This is a genomic window from Amycolatopsis sp. N2S4-7, assembly GCF_058119595.1.
Window position 1 is genome coordinate 2324479 of sequence record NZ_CP172299.1, and the last position, 20645, is coordinate 2345123.

Annotated in this window: 18 protein-coding genes and 1 pseudogene; 6 read left to right on the forward strand and 13 right to left on the reverse strand. The window is 69.7% G+C overall.

Annotation, left to right across the window (positions count from 1 at the left end):
- Window positions 1-141: 141 nt before the first annotated feature.
- A complete protein-coding gene (locus ACH54P_RS10730; RefSeq protein ID WP_489912212.1) occupies window positions 142-1521 on the reverse strand; it encodes an MFS transporter in 1380 nt (459 codons plus the stop codon).
- Window positions 1522-1725: 204 nt separating this feature from the next.
- The gene (locus ACH54P_RS10735; RefSeq protein WP_489912213.1) at window positions 1726-2643 is read right to left on the reverse strand and encodes a dihydrodipicolinate synthase family protein; all 918 of its coding nucleotides are present in this window, start codon (window positions 2641-2643) and stop codon (window positions 1726-1728) included.
- Between the two features lie 144 nt (window positions 2644-2787).
- Here ACH54P_RS10735 and ACH54P_RS10740 point away from each other — a divergent pair, with 144 nt between their 5' ends.
- Window positions 2788-3762: a LacI family DNA-binding transcriptional regulator gene (locus ACH54P_RS10740; protein WP_489912214.1), complete on the forward strand. Its 975-nt coding sequence runs from the start codon at window positions 2788-2790 to the stop codon at window positions 3760-3762.
- A 197-nt stretch (window positions 3763-3959) separates the two neighbouring features.
- Here ACH54P_RS10740 and ACH54P_RS10745 read toward each other — a convergent pair.
- From ACH54P_RS10745 to ACH54P_RS10765, 5 genes and pseudogenes are all read right to left on the reverse strand, one after another.
- Window positions 3960-4124, reverse strand: a pseudogene (locus ACH54P_RS10745) (hypothetical protein); the annotation flags it as partial.
- 861 nt (window positions 4125-4985) lie between these two features.
- Window positions 4986-6326, reverse strand: a complete 1341-nt coding sequence (locus tag ACH54P_RS10750) for a GH1 family beta-glucosidase (protein WP_489912215.1) — start codon at window positions 6324-6326, stop codon at window positions 4986-4988.
- Between the two features lie 37 nt (window positions 6327-6363).
- Window positions 6364-7203, reverse strand: a complete 840-nt coding sequence (locus ACH54P_RS10755; RefSeq protein WP_308678409.1) for a carbohydrate ABC transporter permease — start codon at window positions 7201-7203, stop codon at window positions 6364-6366.
- Window positions 7196-8047 carry a carbohydrate ABC transporter permease gene (locus ACH54P_RS10760; RefSeq protein WP_489912216.1) on the reverse strand — a complete coding sequence of 284 codons (852 nt, stop codon included), beginning with the start codon at window positions 8045-8047 and terminating at the stop codon, window positions 7196-7198. Before ACH54P_RS10760 ends, ACH54P_RS10755 begins: the two co-directional genes overlap by 8 nt.
- A 114-nt stretch (window positions 8048-8161) precedes the next feature.
- Entirely contained in the window at window positions 8162-9478 is a 1317-nt protein-coding gene (locus tag ACH54P_RS10765; RefSeq protein WP_489912217.1) for an ABC transporter substrate-binding protein, read from the reverse strand.
- Between the two features lie 162 nt (window positions 9479-9640).
- On the opposite strand from ACH54P_RS10765, the gene ACH54P_RS10770 reads away from it, so the two are divergent.
- Complete coding sequence (locus ACH54P_RS10770; protein WP_489912218.1) at window positions 9641-10807, forward strand: ROK family transcriptional regulator; 1167 nt, start codon at window positions 9641-9643, stop codon at window positions 10805-10807.
- Window positions 10808-11323: 516 nt separating this feature from the next.
- Here the strand turns inward: ACH54P_RS10770 and ACH54P_RS10775 are convergent.
- The 5 genes from ACH54P_RS10775 to ACH54P_RS10795 form a co-directional block, all read right to left on the reverse strand.
- The gene (locus ACH54P_RS10775) at window positions 11324-12061 is read right to left on the reverse strand and encodes a hypothetical protein (RefSeq protein ID WP_489912219.1); all 738 of its coding nucleotides are present in this window, start codon (window positions 12059-12061) and stop codon (window positions 11324-11326) included.
- Window positions 12062-12761: 700 nt separating this feature from the next.
- Complete coding sequence (locus tag ACH54P_RS10780) at window positions 12762-13247, reverse strand: hypothetical protein (RefSeq protein WP_489912220.1); 486 nt, start codon at window positions 13245-13247, stop codon at window positions 12762-12764.
- Window positions 13244-13831 carry a DUF2231 domain-containing protein gene (locus tag ACH54P_RS10785; protein WP_489912221.1) on the reverse strand — a complete coding sequence of 196 codons (588 nt, stop codon included), beginning with the start codon at window positions 13829-13831 and terminating at the stop codon, window positions 13244-13246. The genes ACH54P_RS10780 and ACH54P_RS10785 overlap by 4 nt, the downstream gene beginning before the upstream one ends.
- A gap of 204 nt (window positions 13832-14035) precedes the next feature.
- Entirely contained in the window at window positions 14036-15259 is a 1224-nt protein-coding gene (locus tag ACH54P_RS10790) for a low temperature requirement protein A (protein WP_489912222.1), read from the reverse strand.
- An 80-nt stretch (window positions 15260-15339) separates the two neighbouring features.
- Window positions 15340-15816, reverse strand: coding sequence for a DUF4383 domain-containing protein (locus ACH54P_RS10795; RefSeq protein ID WP_489912223.1), 477 nt, complete (start codon window positions 15814-15816; stop codon window positions 15340-15342).
- A gap of 351 nt (window positions 15817-16167) precedes the next feature.
- Between ACH54P_RS10795 and ACH54P_RS10800 the strand changes: the two genes are divergently transcribed.
- A complete protein-coding gene (locus tag ACH54P_RS10800) occupies window positions 16168-16944 on the forward strand; it encodes a hypothetical protein (RefSeq protein WP_489912224.1) in 777 nt (258 codons plus the stop codon).
- Between the two features lie 75 nt (window positions 16945-17019).
- Here ACH54P_RS10800 and ACH54P_RS10805 read toward each other — a convergent pair whose 3' ends face one another.
- Window positions 17020-17985 (reverse strand): hypothetical protein, encoded by a 966-nt coding sequence (locus ACH54P_RS10805; RefSeq protein WP_489912225.1) that lies wholly within the window; start codon window positions 17983-17985, stop codon window positions 17020-17022.
- Between the two features lie 465 nt (window positions 17986-18450).
- On the opposite strand from ACH54P_RS10805, the gene ACH54P_RS10810 reads away from it, so the two are divergent.
- From ACH54P_RS10810 to ACH54P_RS10820, 3 genes are all read left to right on the forward strand, one after another.
- Complete coding sequence (locus ACH54P_RS10810) at window positions 18451-18858, forward strand: ArsR/SmtB family transcription factor (protein ID WP_489912226.1); 408 nt, start codon at window positions 18451-18453, stop codon at window positions 18856-18858.
- Window position 18859: 1 nt separating this feature from the next.
- On the forward strand, window positions 18860-19504 hold the full coding sequence (locus tag ACH54P_RS10815) for an SRPBCC domain-containing protein (protein WP_489912227.1): 645 nt from the start codon (window positions 18860-18862) through the stop codon (window positions 19502-19504).
- Between the two features lie 91 nt (window positions 19505-19595).
- Window positions 19596-20087 carry an SRPBCC family protein gene (locus ACH54P_RS10820; protein ID WP_489912228.1) on the forward strand — a complete coding sequence of 164 codons (492 nt, stop codon included), beginning with the start codon at window positions 19596-19598 and terminating at the stop codon, window positions 20085-20087.
- Window positions 20088-20645 lie beyond the last annotated feature (558 nt).

The following is a 20645-nucleotide window of genomic DNA, read 5'->3' on the forward strand; positions in this document are numbered from 1 at the left end:
GCCGGTGCAGATCTACGACGTCTCGCACTCTTCGTCGACGTCGGTCTCGGGCGAGGCAGCCTCGCCGACCGGGCGAGGCTGCCTCCGGAGCTGTCGGTGCGGTGGCTCAGGTGCTGCGCCGACTTCCGAGCACCCCTGCTGTCACGGGGAGAGCTCCTCCAGGACCCTGCCCTTCGTCTCGATCGCGAAGAGGATCGTCACGATCCCGCCGATCAGCGCGACCGCGGCGAAGGCGGAGAACACGTACCGGATACCGAGGTCGGCGACGATCCAGCCCACGAGCAGCGGGCCGATCGACGACCCCGCGCGCAGCCACGCGCTGCCGAACCCGGTGCCGATCGCGCGCAGCCGGGTGGGGTAGAGCTCCGCGGAATACAGGTAGAGCGAGAAGGAGATCGTCTGCAGGATCGCGTAGGCGAGGGTGGCCAGCACGAGGACCTGGGCGGCAGTGGTGGCGCCTGCGGCGGTCAACGCGATCAGCGGGAGAACCGCCAGCAGGAAAGCGGCGGAGTACCAGCGTTTGCGGCCGATCTTGTCGATGAGCAGCGCACAGACGACCGAGGCGGCGACACCGACGCCGGAGGTGAGCCAGCCGTAGGCGAGGCTGGTCCGCAGCGGCAGGTGGAAGACCTGCTTGTAGAGCGTCGGCAGCCAGGTGACCAGGCCGTTGTTGACCAGGTAGACCGTCGCCCACAGCACCCAGATCATCAGCGTCCGCTTGCGGTAGACGCCTTTGAAGAGTTCGCGCCAATCCGACCGTGCATTGGCTCGGGGATCGACCGGGCGCAGCACGGGTTCGGTGAGGACGTGGCCTCGCTTGACGGCCTCGGTTTCGAGCATGGTGACGACCTTGTCGGCCTGCTCGACCTTCCCCTTGGCGGCGAGCCAGCGCGGTGACTCGGGCATGAGGGCCCGCAGCGGGATGGTGAGGACGGCGGGGATGATCCCGACGACGAACAGGGCGCGCCAGCCGAATTCGGGGACCAGGAAGTAGCCGGCGATGCCGGCGAACATCAGGCCCGCCGGGAAGATGACCTCGTAGAGCAGGAAGAACCGGCCGCGCTTGCGAGCCCCGATGAACTCGTTGATGTAGGCGCTCGCGACCGGGACTTCGCCGCCGGTGCCGATTCCCTGCAGGAACCGGAAGAGCATCATCGACGGGCCGTTCCAGGCGAACAGGCAGGCGATGTCCATCGCGACGAACAGCGCGATGGTGATCAGCAGCGTGTTCGTCCGGCCGAAGCGTTCGGCGACCCACCCGAACGTGATCGCGCCGAGCAGCTGCCCGACGTAGCCGGCGGAGAGGATCAGGCCGACCTGCGTGGCGTCGAGGTTCCACTCGGTGACCAGCTGGGGCATCGCGAACGCGATGACGAGAACGGTGTAGGCGTCGAAGAAGGTGGCGGATCCGATGACGACGCGGATCAGCAGGAGGCGCCGGGTGACCGGGAGCCGTTCGAGGCGGGCGACGAGGGCGGCGCCGGTGGTGGCGGTCGGCCCGCCGGCTGCGTAAGTGGTCATGGGACTGTTCCTTGCCCTCCGCGGCGGTGCGGAGTCAGCGAAGACTGCATTGTCACCGAGCCGGCGCGACCGCGCCGGCGAGCGGATCCGGCGGCGGCAACGGGTGCCGCCGCCGGATCGGTCCCGGGCCGCGGCGGAAAGCCGGCCCGGCAGGCCGCGCGGCTCCACCGCCCCCCTCGGAGGTGGAGCCGCCGCGGAGCGCGATCAGAGCAGCTCGGCGCTCTTGAGGGCGAGGACGATCTCCTCCTCGGCCTCGGCGGACAGGTCGATCAGCGGCGAGCGCACGGTCGCGGACGGCAGGATGCCGCGGGCCTTGAGCCCGAGCTTGAGCGCGACCGTGCCCTCCATGTGCGAGCCGCGGTGGTACACGGCCTTGGTCACCGGCAGCAGCCGGTCGTGCACCGCACGGGCGGCGGCGTAGTCGCGGGCCTTGCCGGCCGCGATGAGCTCGAGCAGCGGCTCGGGGGCCAGGCCGCCGTAGCCGACCAGGGCGCCGTCGACGTCGAACATGGTGTGCAGCAGGTACTCGTCGTGGCAGGTGAGGATCTGCAGGTCGGGGTGCTCGGCGCGCAGGACGGGAATCTCGGTGTCCCAGCGGCGCATGTTGCGCACGCCGTTCTTGGTGGCGAACACGCCGGGCTGGGCGGCGATCTCCAGCTGGGTGGGCAGGTCGTAGCTGGCCTTGGTGACGTCGGGGTACTGGAACAGGATCAGCGGCAGCCCCGAGGTCTCGTGGATCACCCGGTACCGCTCCTGCGGGGCGCCGGCCTGGAAGCCGAACCGCAGCCAGCCGTGCGACGGGTAGACCAGCCCGGCCGCGGCACCGGCGTCCACGGCGCGGACGGCTTCCTCGGCCGCGACCGCGGTGCCCTCGCCGGTGATGCCCGCGATGATCGGCACCGTGCCGTTCACGGCCTCGACCAGCGTGCGGATCGTGGCGACCTGCTCGGCCTGGGTCAGGAAGGTGCCCTCCCCGGCGTGACCGAGGCCGACCAGGCCCTTGACGCCGTCGAACCCGGCGAGCCACTTGCCGTACCGGGCGAGCGCGGCGTGGTCGACCTCGCCATCCGGCGTGAACGGCGTGACGGGGGCGGGCACCAGCCCACGCAGATCCAGAGACATTCGTTGGCCCTTCTCACGGAGACGTCCGATGTGATCCCGCCGTTGTGGGAACGGTTGCGGGAACGTTCCCGTACGATGACTCACATGCCCGCCGACGTCAACACCCCGTCCGGAAAAAGTCCGCGTCCCAGTACGCTCGACCGCGTGGTGACCATCATCGACGTCGCCCGGGCCGCCGGGGTCAGCAAGTCCACGGTCTCCCGCGTGCTCGACGAACGACTCCCCCACTCGAGCAGCCCCACCGCCCAGCGGGTCCGGCAGGTCGCCGCCGAGCTCGGCTACGTCCGCGACCCCCTCGCCTCCGGCATGCGCCGCTCAGGCACCAACACCGTCGGCGTCATCGTCCCCCGCCTCACCGACACCGTCATGGCGATGCTCTACGAAGAGATCGTCACCGCGACCACGGCCCGCGGCCTGTTCGCCGTCGTCGCCACCACCGGCGACGACCCCGGCACCGAAGAAGTCGCGGTGCAGACCCTCGTGCGCCGCCGCGTCGACGGGCTCGTGCTCACCACCGCCCGTCTCGGCACCCCCACCGCACGAGGTGTGCCCCACGCTCTCGCTCTGCGCACCGACGGCACCGGCCCCGCCTCGATCGGCGACGACCGGCTCGGTGCGGAGCTGGCCGTCCGCCACCTGCTCGACCTCGGTCACCGCCGCATCGGGCTCGTCGGCGGCCCCGGCTACGCCTCCAGCGCCCGCGACCGCCTCGCCGGCTACCGGCACGCCCTCACCCAGGCCGGCCTCGGCATCGACGACTCGCTCATCGCCGGCAACTCGTTCTCCATCGAGTCCGGCGAGAGCGCCGGCCGGAAGCTCCTGGACCGTGCCGACCGCCCGACCGCGATCTTCGCCGTCAACGACAACACCGCGATCGGCGTCATGGCCGCCGCCCACGCACTCGGCCTGCGCATCCCCGACAACCTCTCCGTGGTGGGCTACAACGACATCCCCATCGTCAGCCGCCTGCCCGTCCCGCTCACCACGGTCCGCGTGCCCTTCGCCCAGATCGCCACCGGCGCCCTCGACCTGCTCTCCGAGGCCACCCGCGACGAACCACCTCGCACCGTCGTCGCAGCCCCCACTCTCATCCCCCGCAGCTCGACCAGGCATCCCTGAGCAGCCGAACACCTGACTGCGAGCGAAAGAGCGCGACGCGGCTTACGGCACGAATGCCTCCAACCAGCCTCATCCTGCCACCTTGGCCGCGACGTTGTAGGCCTCCACCTGCGGCCGGGCCCCGGCACGCGCCGCCGCGGCTCGACCCGGACCGTGCGGCTCTCCCCTGGCAGGAGCCAGAAGTAGTTGTCGCCGTACCGCGTCGGCAACACCCGGTCGGTCCCGTTGTGCTCCCGCAGCGACAGGCGGATCATCGCCGCTACCGTGTGGCCGTCGTTGCGGATCGTGGCCGTGTACGCGTCGCCGTCCGGGCGCAGGGAGGTCGTCAGGCGCGCGCCCGGGAGCTGGTTGAGGGCCCGCATCGCGCTGTCGCTGCGGTAGCGCCAGTACGTGTTCTCCGACAGCACCGTGCCGCGGCCATCGGTCAGGGTCAGCCGCAGCAGATGCAGGTCCGGCAGCGCGTCGCCGAACGGCACCGTCAAGGCCGCCGCTCCCGAAACCGGGGCCACGTCGAGCTTAGGAATTATCGCTTCGGCTGTTTGCTCAGTTGCCGCTACCGTGCGGTGCTCAGATCCCGGACGACGGCGCCGGCGACCCGCGACGGTGAGTCCCGCGCACGCACTCCGCGGTGGCGACGGGCCGTGCCGCTGGCCGGCGGTGGTGAGTTCGTGTGGCCAGGGGCACGCAAAACGCCGCGACCGGCTTGCGACACCCGCAGGCGACGACGTGGGGAGTCGGTCAGATCGGCTCCGGGGGAACGGCCGCGGCCAGCGTCGAGGTCACCGTCCACTGTGGTCGGTTCCGCCAGTAACCGGCCGCGTCGAGCCCCCTCCTACGCTCGACGCGGCCGGTCCGCGGGCAACTCGGGCAGCAGGTCGGCAGCACCGGATACCTCGCGCCCCTCCCCTGGCCCTGCTCCTCCACGCGCAATCGAGCGGAGGAGGCCGGACTGGATCGGCAGCCGCGCGTGGTTGCCTTCGCCCGGGACACCACGGTCGGCCGCCCTTGGCCGGGCGCTGCCGGCGTCCCCCACCTCACCCTCGAACCCAAGGCCGAGAGCACCGACGGCGTCGCGCTGCGGCTGGGGTCGCCGAGGCCCGCCAGATAGGGGCAACGGCCGTCCACCACCAGCGCACCAACGACACCAGGTTCGCGCGACCCGCACCTCCATACCGCGTCAAGCGGGCCAAGGGCCCTGGGGGCGAAGCCGGCGAGTGGTGAGATCAGGCCCGGCCGCGGTGCTCACGAATGAGGTCCGCGTAGTAGTGGCCGCTGGCTTTGACGGTGCGGAGCTGGGTGCCGTAGTCGACACGGACGAGGCCGAACCGCTTGTCGAGGCCGTTGTCCCACTCGAAGTTGTCCAGCAGGGACCACGCGAAGTATCCCTTGACCGGCGCACCCGCCTGGGCGGCCGACGCGACCGCCGTGAGGTGCTCCTCGAAGTAGGCGATGCGGTCGTCGTCCGGCACGGAGCCGTCCTCCGCGACCTTGTCGTCGAACGCGGCGCCGTTCTCGGTGATGTAAATGGCCTGCGCGCCGTAGTCGTCGTGCAGCCGGTGAATCAGGTCGGCCAGCCCCTGACCGTGGATTTCCCAGCCCATGGCGGTGGTACCCGCGCCCTCCGCCGGCACCTGCCTGGCGAAGGGCGCGGGGCCGGTGGGATCGTCCTCGACGATCTGGCGGAAATAGTAGTTGAGGCCGTGGTAGTCCGTGCGTGCCGCGATGACGTCGAGGTCGTTGCCGACCACGGGCGGCTCGACACCGTAGACCTCGAGCATGTCGGCCGGGTAGCCGCGCCCGTTGGCCGGGTCGAGCCACCACCGGTTGACGTGCCCGTCCATCCGCCGCGCCGCGGCGACATCCTCGTCGCGGTCCGAGGCGGCTTCGATCCCCGACAGGTTGCAGACCAGGCCGATGTTCGCGGGACGGCCGGCGTGCGCGCGGATCGCTTGAACACCCAACCCGTGGGCGAGCAGCAGGTGGTGCGAGGCAGCCACAGCCTGCTTCAGGTCCTTGACACCGGGGGCGAACCGGCCCTCGAGGTAACCGAGCCAGGCGGCACACAGCGGTTCGTTGATGGTGCTCCAGTCCCGCACCCGGTCGCCGAGCCGGGCGGCGACGACCGCGGCGTACTCCGCGTAGGCGTAGGCGGTGTCCCGCTCGGGCCACCCGCCCGCGGCCTGCAGCGCCGAAGGCAGGTCCCAGTGGTACAGGGTGACGAACGGGCGGATCCCGGCTTCGCACAAGGCGTCGACGAAGCGGTCGTAGTGGTCGAGGCCCCGGGGATTCACCTTGCCGCGGCCGGTCGGGATCACCCGGGGCCAGGCGATGGAGAAGCGGTAAGCGTCGAGACCCAGCTGCTTCATGATCGCCAGGTCTTCGGGCCAGCGCCGGTAGTGGTCGCACACGACGTCACCGGTGTCGCCGTTGTCGATGGCACCGGGTACCCGGCAGAAGTCGTCCCAGATGGACGGCAGGCGGCCGTCGACGTCGACGGCACCCTCGACCTGGTACGCGGCGGTGGCCGCACCCCAGAGGAACTCCGCGGGCAGAGAAAGCTTCAAGGCAGGACCTCACCTAGGAAGTGGGTGGGCGTGGGGGTTACTTGACGGCGCCGGCGGTGAGCCCGGAGACCAGGTAGCGCTGGAAGAGGAGGAATCCGGCGACGATCGGGACCGAGACGATCAGGCTGGCGGCCATGACCTGGTTCCAGTACACCTGCACCTGGGTGGAGTACTCCTGCAGGCCGACGGCGAGTGTCCTGGTGTCCGAATCGGTCATGACAGAGGCGAACAGCACCTCGCCCCAGGCCGTCATGAAGGAGTAGATCGACACGGCGACGATGCCGGGGACCGCGGCGGGGATGACGACGCGGATCAGCGCTCCCACCGGTCCGTTGCCGTCGACCATCGCGGCTTCGTCGAGCTCCTTCGGGATGGAGTCGAAGTAACCGGCGAGCATCCAGATCGCGAACGGCAGCGAGAAGGTCAGGTAGGTCAGGGTCAGGCCGAGGCGGGAACCGTACAGGACGATGCCGGTGGTGTTGCCGATGCTGACGAAGATCAGGAACAGCGGCAGCAGGAACAGGATGCCGGGGAACATCTGGGTCGACAGGACGGTCATGGCGAAGAAGTTCCGGCCGCGGAACTTGTACCGGTTGATGGCGTAGGCCGCGAAGATCGCGATCAGGACCGAGCAGACGGTGGCCGCGCCGGAGATGACCAAGCTGTTCAGGAAGTACTTGGCCAGCGGGATGGTCTTCCAGATGTCGAGGAACGGCTGGATCGTCAACGTCGTCGGGATCCACTGCCACACTCCCTGAACGTCGCCGAGGGGCTTCAGCGACGTGGAGACCATCACGTACAGCGGCAGCAGGGTGAACAGCGCGAGGAAGCCGAGGACGAAGCGGCGGGCCCAGGGGACCCAACGGGGCTCAGACACTGGCCGTCCTCCTCCGGCGGGCGGTCAACGCGAGGTACGCGGCGCTGACCAGCATCAGGAACAGCAGCAACAGCACCGACATGGCGGAGCCGAGCCCGAAGTTCCAGGTCACGAACGAACTTTGGTAGATGTGGATGGAGATCAGCGACGCCTCACGCGGAGCGGACTTCCCGAACAGGACGTACGGGGTGTTGAAGTCGTTGAACGTCCACAGGAACAGCACCAGCATCAGCACCTGGTTGACCGGCCGCAGCATGGGCTGGGTGATCGCCCGGAACTGGGTCCACCAACCGGCGCCGTCGATCGAGGCCGCTTCGTAGAGCTCGCCCGGGATGTTCTGCAGGCCCGCCATGACGATGAGGAAGGCGAACGGCCAGTTCCGCCACACCGAAACGGTGACGAGCGACCAGAAGCTGTTGTCCCCGATCAACCAGAACGAGTGGGTGCCGAGCAGGCTGTTCACCAGGCCGGTGTCGCGTTGGAACATGAACGACCAGGTGATGACGGCGGCGTACATCGGCAGCGCGTACGGAACCAGGAACAACGTCCGCAGCAGCCCACGCCCGCGGAAGCTGCGCTGCATCAAGACCGCGGCGGACGTGCCGAAGAGCCAGCAGAGCCCCACCGACAGCACCGTGTACTCGACGGTGATCCCGAACGAGTGCGCCAGCGCCTTGCCTGTGGCGGTGTCGAAGTCGAGGACGAACTTGTAGTTGTCGAGCCCGGCGCCCGGGGCCGCCGACCAGTTGCGGATGTAGTACTGGGTCAGCTTGACGAAGCTCATCACGACGCCGACGAGCATCGGGACGACGTGGATGAGCAGTTCGAGCAGCAGAGCGGGCAACAGCAGGAGGTACGGGAGGGCCGGCCGGCGGCGTTTGCGCCGCGGGCTTCCGGGCCGGGGGGCTCCGGCCGCCTTCGCGGCCGGAGCCCCCCGCACAGCGGTCGTCATTTCGGGTTAGCTCCCGGCCGCGATCTGCTGGTCGGCTTGCGCCAGCTGATCCTTGATCTTGCCGGCCTCGACCGTCCGGCCCGCCGCGACGTCGGCGAACATCGTCTTCATGGCGGTGCCGATCAGCGTCTCGAACTGCGACTCCTGGGGGACCTGCGGCATGGGTTCGGCGCTGGTGCTCAGGACGGCTTGGAACACCTTGACGTCAGCGGTCTGGAACGCCGGGTCACCGTAGGCGTCCTGAACGGTGGGCAGCGACCCGTAGGTCTTGTTCAGCTGTGCCTGCTCGGGTGCCGACACCATGAACTTCACGAAGTCCAGAGCGGCTTGGGGGTTCTTGGCGGACTTGAAGACCGCCATGTTGATGCCCGCGACGAAGCTGGTGACCTTCCGGCCGTTCGCGGGCGGGCTGGCCGGCAGCGGGATCGGCGCGACGCCGATGTTGGCCAGGTCCGCCCCGATGTTCTTGAACGAACCGGCCGACGCCTGGTTCATGAACATCGCGGCTTTGCCGTCCGCCAGGTCCTTGAGGGACTTCGCGGTGTCGGCGTACTCCGCGTTCGACGGGTTGACGATCTTGTCCTTCTGCATGAGGTCGACGTACTGCTGGACGGCCGCGACCGCCGGATCCGACGCCAGCTGCGGCTTGCCGTCCTGGGAGAAGAAGTTCGCCCCGTGCTGAGCGCCGAGGATCGCGGCGTGGTGGCTGTTCTCGGTCACCTGGCCCGCCTGCAGCGACAGCCCCCACTGCCCCTTCTGCGGGTCGGTGAGCTTCTTGCCGTCCGCGACGAGCTCTTCCCACGTCGCCGGGGGCGCGGTGATACCGGCCTCCTGGAACAGCTTCTTGTTGTAGTAGAGGCCGTAGGCCTGCCCGTAGAGCGGGACTCCCACCGGGGGCTGGCCGTTCGCACCGGTCGCGGCCAGCGACGGCCCGAGGAACCGGGACTTGCCGCCCACCTTGTCGAGGGTGGCATCGTCGAACGGCAGGAACGCACCGGTCGCCTGGAGCGACGCCGACCACGTGTTGCCGATGTTGAGGACATCGGGCCCCTGGCCCGAAGTCGTCGCGGCCAGGATCCGGTTGAGCAGATCCGACCACGGAACGACCTCGAGCTTGACCTTGACGCCGGTGGCCTTCTCGAACTTGTCGAGCTCGGGCTGCAGGACCGCTTTGTCGTTGTCGAGGCTCGTGCCCTGGTTGGAGGCCCAGTAGGTGAGTTCCTTGGGGCCGTCGGCCGACGTCGAGTCGCCGCCACCGCACGCGGCGGTAGTGGCGGCGGCCAGCGCCAGGACGAGCGCTGACGCGGTGGTTCTCATTCGCATCTGAAGTCCTCGGGGGGTGCGCGGGCGAGCCACGGGGAGCTCTGTGACTCAGGACACAGCTTAATTCGCGCCTTGATTTAACTCGTGTGACCAAGAAGAGTCAAGGACGTGAACCCTCTTTGTTCACGCCATGGAAGAAGTGTCACCGGGAGAACACGAGCCATGACGCAGCGCCGACCGAGCACAGTGGGCACCCTCGGTCGAGGCAACCGTTCACTGCTGCTGCGCTCGCTGTACTTCCGTGCTCCTGCCAGCCGGCACGCGCTGGCCACGGCCACCGGATTGAGCGCGGCATCGGTCGGCAAAGTGGTGCGCGAGCTGGTCGACGAAGGCCTGGTCATCGAGGTCGGCTCGATCGAGTCCGACGGCGGCCGCCCCCGGATGCTGTTGCGCATCGCTCCTGGCTACGGTCACGTGGTCGGTGTGGACGTCGGTGAAACGAAGCTCCGGGTCGGGTTGTTCGACCTGTCCATGACCCGGCTCGCCAGAGCCGACTACCCCATCGATCCCCGCCGGCACCGCCCGGAAGCGGTCGCCTCACAGGTTCTCGCGGGCTTGCTCAGCGTACTGGCCGAGAGTGCCGTTCCATCGAACACCATCATCGGAGTCGGCGTGGGAGTACCCGGTACGGTGCGGCACACCCCCGAAGTGACGGTCGACTCGCAGGCCTTCGGCTGGAATATGGTTCCGCTCGAGCGGCTGCTGCGCGGCGGTACCGACCTGTCGTTGCACTTCGACAATCGCGCCCACGCCGTGTGGCGAGCCGAGCCGGCGTTCGGCGGCGGCCGGGAAACACCCAGCGCGGTGGTCGCATTGCTCGACTCCAGCGTGGGAGCCGGCATCATTTCCGACGTCTGCAGCGCCGCGGCGACCGCGGGGGAATTCGGACACACAGTGCTCGTCGCCGGCGGACGCACCTGCCGGTGTGGCAGCAAGGGCTGCCTCGAAGCCTACGTCGGCGCCGGGGCGATCCTCGATCGCTTCCGCGAAGCGGGCGGGGTCATCGCAGAAGACGCCGACCAGGAATCCGCCCTCGCCGCCATCACGCACGACGACCAGGGAACCGGAGTACTGGCGGAAACCTGCCGGTACCTCGGTGCCGGCATCGGCGGACTGATCAACCTGCTCAACCCCTCCCGCATCATCCTCGGCGGCTGGGCCGGCTTACTCCTCGGCCGGCGCAACCTCGACGTCATCCGCGACGCAGCCCGACTTCACTCACTCAAGCGCTGCTTCGCCACCACGTCCATCGACTTGTGCAGCCTCGGCCCGGAGGCCGCTACCCGCGGCGCCGCCGCCCTTCCTCTTGAGCGCTTCCTGGATGGGTGAAGCTCATACCCGGAAGACGATCCTGGGCGCCCCGATGCGCGCCGAGGGTCGTTCTTCACCCGCTTGGATCAACGGCCTTCACGTTCCGCGTCCTCACAGCGGCCGCTCCGGCAACACCCGCTGCCCTCGACCTGTCGCAGTTCAGGCAGACACGATTTCCCCACATCATCTCGTTGATCACGACGGCCCCAGCATCAACTCGAGACCGCATCGACATCACGACGTCGTGGGCGCCGGGCAGGGCCGCACGGGCGTCCTCGGCCCGGGTGGGTGTTGCGGGCGTGCAAGGTGACCGAGTGGCCCTGGCTGATGAGCAACTTGCCGGCCCATCAGGCCCAGACCGTCCGAAGGGGCCGCCGGTGCAGGTCTGCAGCTCGAACGAGCTGCCGTTCATGCCCGCGCAACGGTCGTTGATCACAAGGAATGCGCCAGGGAAGGAGAACTTCTGCGCAGTGTCGTCGTCGCAAGCGGCCATCGTCAGCTTGGTGCCGGCCGGACTCTGTGGGCAGGTGATCGTCAAGCCCACCCGAGCAACCGGTGGTCCGTCCTGTTCCCGTCTTCCGGCAGACCTTGGACCACGACCTGCCGAGGTGTGCTGCCCGGAGGGGTCGAGGAGATCAACCAAGGTCCGCCTTCCGTCTCGAAGACGGCGTCGGCCTTGTCCGGCGAGACCACCGTGCTGGTGACAGGCTGCGGTGAGTTCGCGATCACGGCGACCCGGATGGTCCCCGCTGCCTGGTCCTTGACGACCCTGATCAGTGCCGGCCCGGCGGGTTTGCTCCTCGCGCCGAACAGGAGCGTGTCGCCGTCGGGCGGCGCGACGAGGAAGTACTCGTTCCCGGAGCCCATGCTCAGCGAGGCATCCACCACGGCGCCGGACTCGTCCGCCACGGAGCACATCCACGACTTGCCGTCCGGGGCGATGGTCGTGAGCACGGACTCTTTGACGAGCTTGCCTCGAGCGTCCCACATCAGGCCCCACGTGTGAAAAAAGGCGGCGTCCTCCTGGACCGGGGCGCTATCCGCCCTGAGGCAGTCGACCGAATAGACCGGAGCGGAGGTGATGCCCGTGGTGAACCACAGTTTCGACCCGCTGCCGCCAAACCGGAACGACTCGATCACGCCCGCCCCTGGCGGCGCCGTGATCCTGCGGGTGGGGACATATCGTTTCTCGGCGTCGGCGAGGGTGTAGAGCTGGATGTCGTTCCCGGTGTACGCGGCAGCGCACCCGCCAATCAGGCGAGAAGACCTCATTCGCCTCCCACGGGCCGTTCGGGGTCACCAACGGTTTTTCCGTGGCGGGGAACGGGAGCGTCGTGGTGATCGTGCCGGTTCCCGGGTCGACGAACTCCAGCCGGTTGCCGTTCGTGTCGGAACTCAGCACGGCCACGCCCTGCATTCGCGGCGGCTCGGGTACTACGGTGGGTTCCGGGTCGGGCGCCGGTTCTCTGCCGCATGCCGACACGAGGGCCGCGGAGATCACGACGAACAGCCATTTTCTCACCGGTTTCCCCCTCAATCCGTTCGGAGCCGCAACCGAACGCGAGCTTGAATCCCCAGGGCGCAGAAGCCCGCCTCACCGGACGCAACAGCAAGTCGAGTCACTGAGCTCACCCGGCAAATTCTGCTCCCATGCATGGTGGCGGACACGTCCCGGGACCGGTCCCCACCCGGCGAGCCGATCCGCACCATCGCCTCTGCCACGAAACCGGCGGGCGGCACCGTTCACGCGGTCATCGACGAACAGCGCACATCCAGCGCGGAAGGAGAACAGCCGTGAACGGGAAGACCGGGAGGATAGACACCGGCACGGTCGGCGCGCGGGAGAGTCGCGATGTCGTTGCTGCGCGACGACTTCGACCGGCGCCTCGTGACCTCAGCGGAGTGACAGGACTACAGCCGCGTCACCCGCCCCGCCTACGCGTCCAGCTGAAGCGCTCAGCCGTGGATCTGCTCACGTCCTGGTGGCGAACGCCCGCAGGCCGGCCTCGCGCCGGAAAGGCTCCAACGTCTGCCGCTGGCGGGCGGCGCGGGCGAGCAGCTCGTCGAAGTCCGTGTCCGGCAGCCGTTCCCGCAACCCGGCCAGCTCGCCGAGGGTGTGCCAGAGGATCTTCTTGCCCTCGATGCCCATCGCGAGGATCTCCAGCTCCAGGAAGCGGCTCAGCGGCGAGTACGCCAGCCACCGGCCGTTTCGCTTGAGCCGGCCGACTCGCTCCCCTGCGGCGGCCAGGACGATCTTGGCCGGGTTGGACCGGACCCCGAGGCCGCGCATGATCCCCTCGTACGTCCGCACGTCCTGCGCGATCGCGTCCGCGACCTCCGCCAGGACCGCGCCGAGCTCCGTGCCCTTGTTGTTGTCCCGGGCTCGGCGCGCGACCGCTCGCCACGTCACCGCGAGCGCCTGCTGGTCGCGCAGGTAGATAGCCAGGAAGTCGGTCATCGCGGCACGTCTTCCCCCGCGGACTGCCAGCGAAAGACGCCGGCGCCCTGGGCGTAGGAGAGGTGACCGCCGAGCGCACCGCCGGCACCGAGCACGACGAGGCCGACGAGGTTCAGGGTCTTGCCCGCCGCCGTCGCGCCCCGGACCCGCGCGCTGAACGACGTCACGAAAACCGAGGCGGCGAGCACGTTGGCCGCGGCGTGAACGACCCCGACGCGACGCTGGCGAGCATCCAGCTCGCTGTAGTCCGCGGCACCGAGCACGACCGCCGCCGGCGTGGCGAGCAACCCGACGGCCACGAGCCGCCGGGCGGCGGATCCGTTGCCCGGCAGGAAATCCAGCAACGACGAGCACAGCCAGGCGCCGATCGGGAGGGTGACCACCAGCGGATGCAGCGGGTGCCCGACCTCGCGGCCACGCAGCGTCCGGCCCGCTCGGCCACCGAAGAGGCGCCGCAACGGCTTCGCGACGAACTCGGCGAGCCCGTCCAGAATTCGCGCCCGTTCCACCGCCGCGAGCAGGCGGTGCGGTGCGGCCGCCATGCCACGTTCCGCGGTACCGCCGTCGTTCTGGTCATCCGTCATGACTTCCGGCTACCCACGTCAGCGCTGGACAACCGGGAATCAGGAGTCGGCCGGATCTCGAGCGACCGCGCGGCAGTTCCCGCCGTCCACGCCGGACCGGTCTCCGGCTGCTCGGATCCGGCAGCTGCCGCGGTCGCGCCGCCACACGCTGTTCGCGGACTTCCGCGCCGGCCCACCTCGTCGAACCGGAAGGACCCAGCAGGACTAGACCGGGGTACGAGGCGTCTTCCGCGCCACCGGGTCCGAGCCACCGTTGCGGCGGACGACCGTTCCTCGCATGGCCAGGCCGAGGCACAGCAGTGCCAGTCCCGCGACGAGCAGCAGGGCTCGGTGGTGCCCGAACGCGGCGGCGGCCGGCGCGAGCGGGACCGCGGCGACGGGCCACGGCCAGATCGCCCGCCAGGACCGGCTGCTGCCGCCGAGGACGAGGGCGGTTCCGGTCAGGAAGAGGGCGACGCCGGCGGCCAAGGCCCAGCCGCCCGCCGACGGCAGCGCTGCCCCGGGGTGCAGCACGAGCTCTTCGACGCCGACGCCGGCCATGACGACGCCCAGGGCGAGCGGCAGGTGGCCGTAGACGAACAGGTCGTGCCGTTCGTCGGCGGGCGTGCCGTCATCCCGGGACTCGTCGTCGCGCCGGCGCAACGCGGCGGCCCCCACGGCGGCGGCGGTGTCGAAGTAGATCCACCACATCGCGGCGGCGATGACGAACCCGGCGACCCCGACCGCCACTGCGGACGGGCCCCACACCGCGTCGTGCACGCCGATGGCCGCGCCGCCCACGGCTTCCCCGAGCACCAGGATCACGAAGAGCCCGAACCGTTCCGGGAGGTGTTCCATGTGCAGAGGGAGGTGGTTGTCGCGCCAGGTGGCGACGACCGGGCCGACGGCGTCGACGACGACTGCCGCGCCCCACAGCCAGTACCGCGCCGGTGCCCCGAAAGCCAGCGACACGGCCCACAGGGCCGAGCTCGCCGCGATGGTGGCGAGGTAGACGTCGATGGTGCCCCGCGCGTCGGGGACGTGCCGCCACGCCCGCGCGTAGAGACCCAGCAGGATCACCCGGCCGACGAGGAAGCACACCGCGAACGGCGTGGAGAACGACGAGGTCGCGGTCGCGGCGCTCGCCGCGCACCCGGCGATGGACAGGGTCGCGGCGAGCTTGGCGATCCGGAACAGGACGTCGTCGGTGTCGAACCGGTTGGCGTAGAGGGTGTACCCCACCCAGGACATCCAGATGGCGATGAACAGGGCCACGAACGTGCCGACCCCGGACCACGTCAGGTGCTTGAGGAAGGCGACGGCGAGCTCGTTCACGACCAGGACGTAGGCGAGGTCGAAGAACAGTTCGAGGTTGCTCGCCGACGCTTCCTGCCCGGTGCGCAGTGCGGGCGGGCGGACCATCGGCTCGCGTTCGGTACCCACGCTCACGCGCGTCTCCTGTCCTCGGCCCCGCGTCGGGTACCGGCTGTCCCGGGGCCCCGCCCAGTCCGGCACGATCGTCGGTGTGGTCAGGATCCGGCGGCCTCGGTCCGCCGGATCCGGAACGCCGCGTACGCCAGCACCGCGGCGCCGGCCACGGTGACCAGGTGCAGGATCACATCGGCCCAGTTGAGGTTGAACCGGTCGCCGGTGCCGAAGCTGAGCACCAGGACGCTGTACGCGCTGAACCCGGCGAACCCGACGGCGAGGGCGAGCGCGTAGATCGCGGTGCCGCCGATCTTGCGGGCGGCCACCACGCCCACCACGCCGACGAGGGTGCGCAAGGCGTTCAAGAGCGGGCTGACGCTGAAGATCAGCAGCGTGTACTGCGTCGCGTGGGTGCCGAACGGACCGGCGGACGTCGACCCGGCGTTGCCGGGCACGAAGAACCCGGCCACGCCGAGCACGAGGTAGACCACGCCGAGCACCAAGGCGGCGAGCCGCACGAGCCCGCTCCGTCGTCGTTGCCCGGCGGAAGCCTGGCCGGTGCGGATGGGGGTGGACATGGCGTTCTCCGTTCGCTGCCGGAGTGCGCGATTACCCGGGGACGGCCGCCGGAAACGGCGAAGCGGCCGCGCTCACGTTGCCGTGCCGATGTTTGATGAGGCGGGTCGAGGGCATTCGCCCGGCAAGAGCCACCCCTGGCTCGGTCACCCACCCCAGACCCCGGTGTCCGACGGCGAGTGCGCCTGGGAGGTCCGGTGTTGCCTTCTCGAACACGTCCGCGAAAGTCGCGCCGGCGGTTTGATCTCCCGCTCGACTCGGGTCCCGGCACTCGGAGCCGCCGTCCTGCCGTCATCCGCCGACCGGCCGGTCGGTTTCACCCGGCCGGTCACCGGACCACCGAAGGAGCCACCATGCCCACCGAACGCCAAGGCGACAACCCCCGCGACCGCGCCGCTGCGCACCCCACCAGCCAGGACTCCCCGCGACGGGAGCCGTCGGTGCGAAACCGGCTGACCGGCCGCGCGGGTCCCGGGCAGCACCCGGACGACGCCCGGACCGACCTCGATCACCACGACCGGCTCGAGGCGGACACCGACATCAGGCCTTCCCGCGGGGATGTCCTCCACCGGCAGAAGGACCGCTTCGGGGGCATCAAGTGGGGCTCGGCGTTCTTCGGCTGGCTGACCGCGATCGGCACCGCCGTCCTGCTCTTCGCCCTGCTCACCGCCATCGGCGGCCTGATCGGCCTGTCCCTCACCGACGACAGCGGGCAAGTGGCCGGGCAGGCCGCGCAGAATCCCGACATGACGCGGACCGCGGGGGTCGTCAGCGCCGTCGTCGCCGCGGCCGTCCTGCTGGTCGCGTACTACTGCGGCGGCTACGTCGCCGGACGCATGGCCCGGTTCAACGGCGTGAAGCAGGGCATCGCCGTGTGGGTCTGGACGATCGTCATCACCGTCGTCGTCGCGATCCTCGCCGCCATCGCCGGTGACCGGTTCGACGTCGTCAGCCGCGTCGGCGGGCTGCCGAAACTGCCGGTCAGCGACGACGCCGCGACCATCACGACGATCATCGGCGTGGCCGTGGCCCTCGTCGTCGCCCTGGTCGGAGCGATCCTCGGGGGTCTGGCCGGGATGCGGTTCCACCGCAAGGTCGACCGCGCCGACCTCGGCACCGACCGACCGTGAAGATCGCGATGGTGCCGGTGCACCCACGTCGAAGACCGGCCTCGGCGATGACCAGGCTGTCTGAACGGCGACCGCTCAGCCGGGTGCGGACGCCGAGGTACGAGCCGGCACCTGCAGGCCGGACCACGGCACCAGGCGGGTCCACTCGCCGAGGGCTTCGGCGAAGCCGTCGTCATCGGCGGGATCAAGGACGGCAACCTCGTCGACCGTGCCGTGGGTGAGGTGCAACCGCTTGACGGTCATGGGCGCCGTGGGACGCTCGTCGTGGGAGCCGCTGTGCCCTGATGGCACGGTCACGAAGAAAACGTCGTTGTCGGTCACGCCCCTGCCTCCGGGCACGACAAGGTGGGCATGGAGGTCCGGTTCGAGCCGCGCTTCGGCACGACCTCCGCACTGCGCGCACGCCGCCACCAGCTGCTCGATCCGGGTCAGCCGGTTGCGCGCAGCCCAACGGTCGAGCAACATCAGTTCGTTCCCCCACGCCCGCACCATCCACCCGGCGGCACCCTCAGGTAGTGGTCCGAGCTGGCCGTTGTGCAGCACGCGCGTGACCTCTAGTGCCTGCCACGCGCGGGAGGCATCGGTGGCCGGCTCCGCTCGGACGGGCAACGTCCGGAGCGCCTCGGCCCGGCCGGTGGCATCGGTGGCCAGTTCGTCGGCAATGGTCAGCCGCTGGGCTCTGGTCAGGCGGTTGAGCACGTCCGGCAGGTAGAGCAGCACCTCGGCGACGTCGGAGAAGCTCCACTGCTCGCCGTGGCGGTAGCCGTGCCCGGAAAGGTCGATCTGCGGGATGGCGGACTCCGGCCGGCGCAAGTGGTCGATGAGCGCGGAAATGGCGGCCTCGATGACGGGGTACGTGTCGAGCCACGGTGCGGCGTCCCACGCGCCTTCGGACACATGGGTGAGGTACACGGCGAGATCACGGGCCAGTTCGCCCTTGTCGAGGGTCGTGACCTTCACCGTGTGATCGTTCTCCACACCGGGCCAGGTCGCGAGTACGGCGAAGCGAGAGCCTGCGGACATAACGCTGTAGCTGGTCAAGGACGGCTCCTGAACGCACGGACCACCGGCAATGCGCGCCACGCGACGCGACACCGTCAGTGATCGAAGGTAGATGTCCGGGAGCCCCGCGGCACGACCGCCGAACCAGTCCGTGACCAACACTATAGCTCGACGAATGGCACCCGAACGCGCTGCACGCGTCGGAGCTCGACGCCGCACTCGCCGATTCAGGAGAGGTCCCCGCGTGGTCCGCGGCCCACTCGGCGAAGCCCGGCGCCGGGGCCCGGCAACGTCCTCCGCCTGCTCGACCGCCTCGGCGAATCTCGGCCCCGGAGCCGGTCGTTCAGACGCCCGCGTGCCGCGGCAGCACCGTTGGCGTGGCGCCGAGTGCACGGCCGCTACAGCCGCCGACCGAAGCCAGACCGCGGTACTCGCAGGATGCCAACCGTGGCGTCAGCATACTAGCGCTGCCTTATATAAGTGCAGACTGGTACGATTCTATCCGTGCACGCGTTCGACATCCTCGGCGACCCGGTGCGCCGGCGCATTCTGGAGCTGCTCGCCGACGGTGAGCAGACCTCTGGCGCGATCACGGACGTGATCCGGGCCGAGTTCGGACTCTCCCAGCCGGGTGTCTCACAGCATCTGCGCGTGCTGCGTGACAGCGGGTTCGCGTCGGTGCGGGCTGAGGGCGCTCGCCGGTTCTACGCCGTCGAGCCCGCGCCGCTGAGCGAGGTTGACGCGTGGCTGGACCGGTTCCGCCGGTTGTGGGAACAACGCCTCGACGCTCTGGGAACCGAGCTGGCCCGGGGCAGGCGTGCAGCTCGGACTCCGGCTGGTGGTGAGCCCGGCCGACCGGCCGAGCCCGGCACCGATGCAGACAAGGCCGATCCATCAGCGAAGGGACCCTGACATGAAAGACGTATTGGAGGAGCTGGCCGCCGCGCGCCGGGCAATGGGCAAGGGCAGCGTGCCCGCCGGCGACGCGTACACCATCGAGGTGCGGCGTCGATACGAAGCGCAGATCGAGGACGTCTGGGACGCCGTTACCAGCCCCGAGCGGCTTCATCGCTGGTTGAAACCGGTCACCGGGGATCTGCGGCTGGGCGGGAAGTTCGAGCTGGAGGGTGGCGAGCACGGCGAGATCCTCCGGTGCGAGCCGCCGCGTCTGCTCAAGGTGTCTTGGCTCTACGGGCCGGACGCTGACGCTTGGCCCGGCACCAGCGAGGTGGAAGTGCGCCTGGTCCCGGGCCCCACCGGCGAGACCGAATTCGAGCTGATCCACGCAGTGGTCGTCGAGGAGCCTCTGTTTCCGACCTACGGCCCCGGTGCCGGCGGCGTTGGCTGGGACCTGCATCTCCTCTCCCTGGCCCGGCTGTTGGCCGCCGGCGAGACTGTCGACCACGAGGCGGTCCAGAAGTCGCCCGAAGGGCGCGAGTTCATCCGGCGCAGCGCCGCGGCCTGGGGCCAGGCCCACCTGGCCGCCGGTGGCGAACCGGAGCACGTCACGGCCGCAGTCGAGGCCACCACCAAGTTCTACGCACCCGACCCGGCCTGACAGCCCGCCGCGGTGCACTGACCGGCATCCCTGGTGCTCGCACCCGATGCGACTGTCAATCGCCAGACGATGACGCCGGGAGGGAATGCTGATGAAGTACACCAACTCGATCGAGATCGCCCTGCCCCGGGAGAGGGTGGCCCAGCTGCTCGCCGACCCGGCCCACCTGCCGAAGTGGCTGCGGGGCCTGGTGCTGCACGAGCCGGTGAACGGGATACACGGGCAGCTTGGTACCAGGTCGCGAGTCGTGATGCAGTCGGGGCAACGGAGGGTCGAATTCACCGAAACGATCACATGCCGGGAGCCGGTAGACCTGAACGAGATCCCCAAAGAGCGCGTCGTCCGCTTCGATCGCGAGAGCGTCGGCGCGGGCATGCAAAGCGTCGTGCGTGATCGGCTGACCGAAGTCAACCCGGAGACGACGCTCTGGGAGAGCGAGAGCGAATACCGGTTCAGCGGCCTGCTGATGCGGCTGGCAGGGCTGGTGATGCCCCGCGCCTTCCGCAAGCAGTCGCAGCAGCACATGCAGGATTTCAAGGCGTTCGCCGAACAGAGCATGGATGTCCGCGAAGGGACGTACTGATCTGCCGCAGTCAGCAACGAGAATCCCCGACGGCGATCGCCGCTGCTCGGCGCGCCCGGTCACGGGATCTGCGGGCGTGCCGCGATACGTCGTGACGCGGAGGCGGGTTGTCATTCGAGCCCTGGAGCGCAACACGGCGTCGGGTACCGCCGCCACCGCGTCGGAGCCGGCGTGGCCCAAGCAACCGGAACCACCACCGAAGCGGGATCCCGGCTCGACGCCTACGGGACGTGATCGACGCCTGGCTCCGCGACAACCTGCGCGCGAAGACGGCGGCTGGTGAGCACAGTGGTCCGCCCGCGGCGATGCGCATGCAGGCCCGATAGCCATCCAGCTTGTACGCATACGTCCACGCGGGGTCAGCGGGTAGCCGGCCGCGGTCGGGACTGGCCAGCACCGGCTCGACCAGCCCGGCACCCGTCCCGCAGCACCACCTCGCGCCGCCATGACCGCCTCCGTCCCGGCCAGCCGCCACATCCCGGCCCACGCCAGCTGGGTTTCCGTGCGTGACCACGGTAACCCGGACAGCCCAGCCACACCCCCGACTGCCGCAGTCGC

Bases quoted from the DNA above. Each gene is read 5' to 3' on its own strand.
- ACH54P_RS10730 (WP_489912212.1), bottom strand. From the start codon at position 1,521: ATGACCACTTACGCAGCCGGCGGGCCGACCGCCACCACCGGCGCCGCC.
- ACH54P_RS10735 (WP_489912213.1), bottom strand. From the start codon at position 2,643: ATGTCTCTGGATCTGCGTGGGCTGGTGCCCGCCCCCGTCACGCCGTTC.
- ACH54P_RS10765 (WP_489912217.1), bottom strand. From the start codon at position 9,478: ATGCGAATGAGAACCACCGCGTCAGCGCTCGTCCTGGCGCTGGCCGCC.
- ACH54P_RS10770 (WP_489912218.1), top strand. From the start codon at position 9,641: ATGACGCAGCGCCGACCGAGCACAGTGGGCACCCTCGGTCGAGGCAAC.
- ACH54P_RS10775 (WP_489912219.1), bottom strand. From the start codon at position 12,061: ATGAGGTCTTCTCGCCTGATTGGCGGGTGCGCTGCCGCGTACACCGGG.
- ACH54P_RS10780 (WP_489912220.1), bottom strand. From the start codon at position 13,247: ATGACCGACTTCCTGGCTATCTACCTGCGCGACCAGCAGGCGCTCGCG.
- ACH54P_RS10785 (WP_489912221.1), bottom strand. From the start codon at position 13,831: ATGACGGATGACCAGAACGACGGCGGTACCGCGGAACGTGGCATGGCG.
- ACH54P_RS10795 (WP_489912223.1), bottom strand. From the start codon at position 15,816: ATGTCCACCCCCATCCGCACCGGCCAGGCTTCCGCCGGGCAACGACGA.
- ACH54P_RS10800 (WP_489912224.1), top strand. From the start codon at position 16,168: ATGCCCACCGAACGCCAAGGCGACAACCCCCGCGACCGCGCCGCTGCG.
- ACH54P_RS10815 (WP_489912227.1), top strand. From the start codon at position 18,860: ATGAAAGACGTATTGGAGGAGCTGGCCGCCGCGCGCCGGGCAATGGGC.
- ACH54P_RS10820 (WP_489912228.1), top strand. From the start codon at position 19,596: ATGAAGTACACCAACTCGATCGAGATCGCCCTGCCCCGGGAGAGGGTG.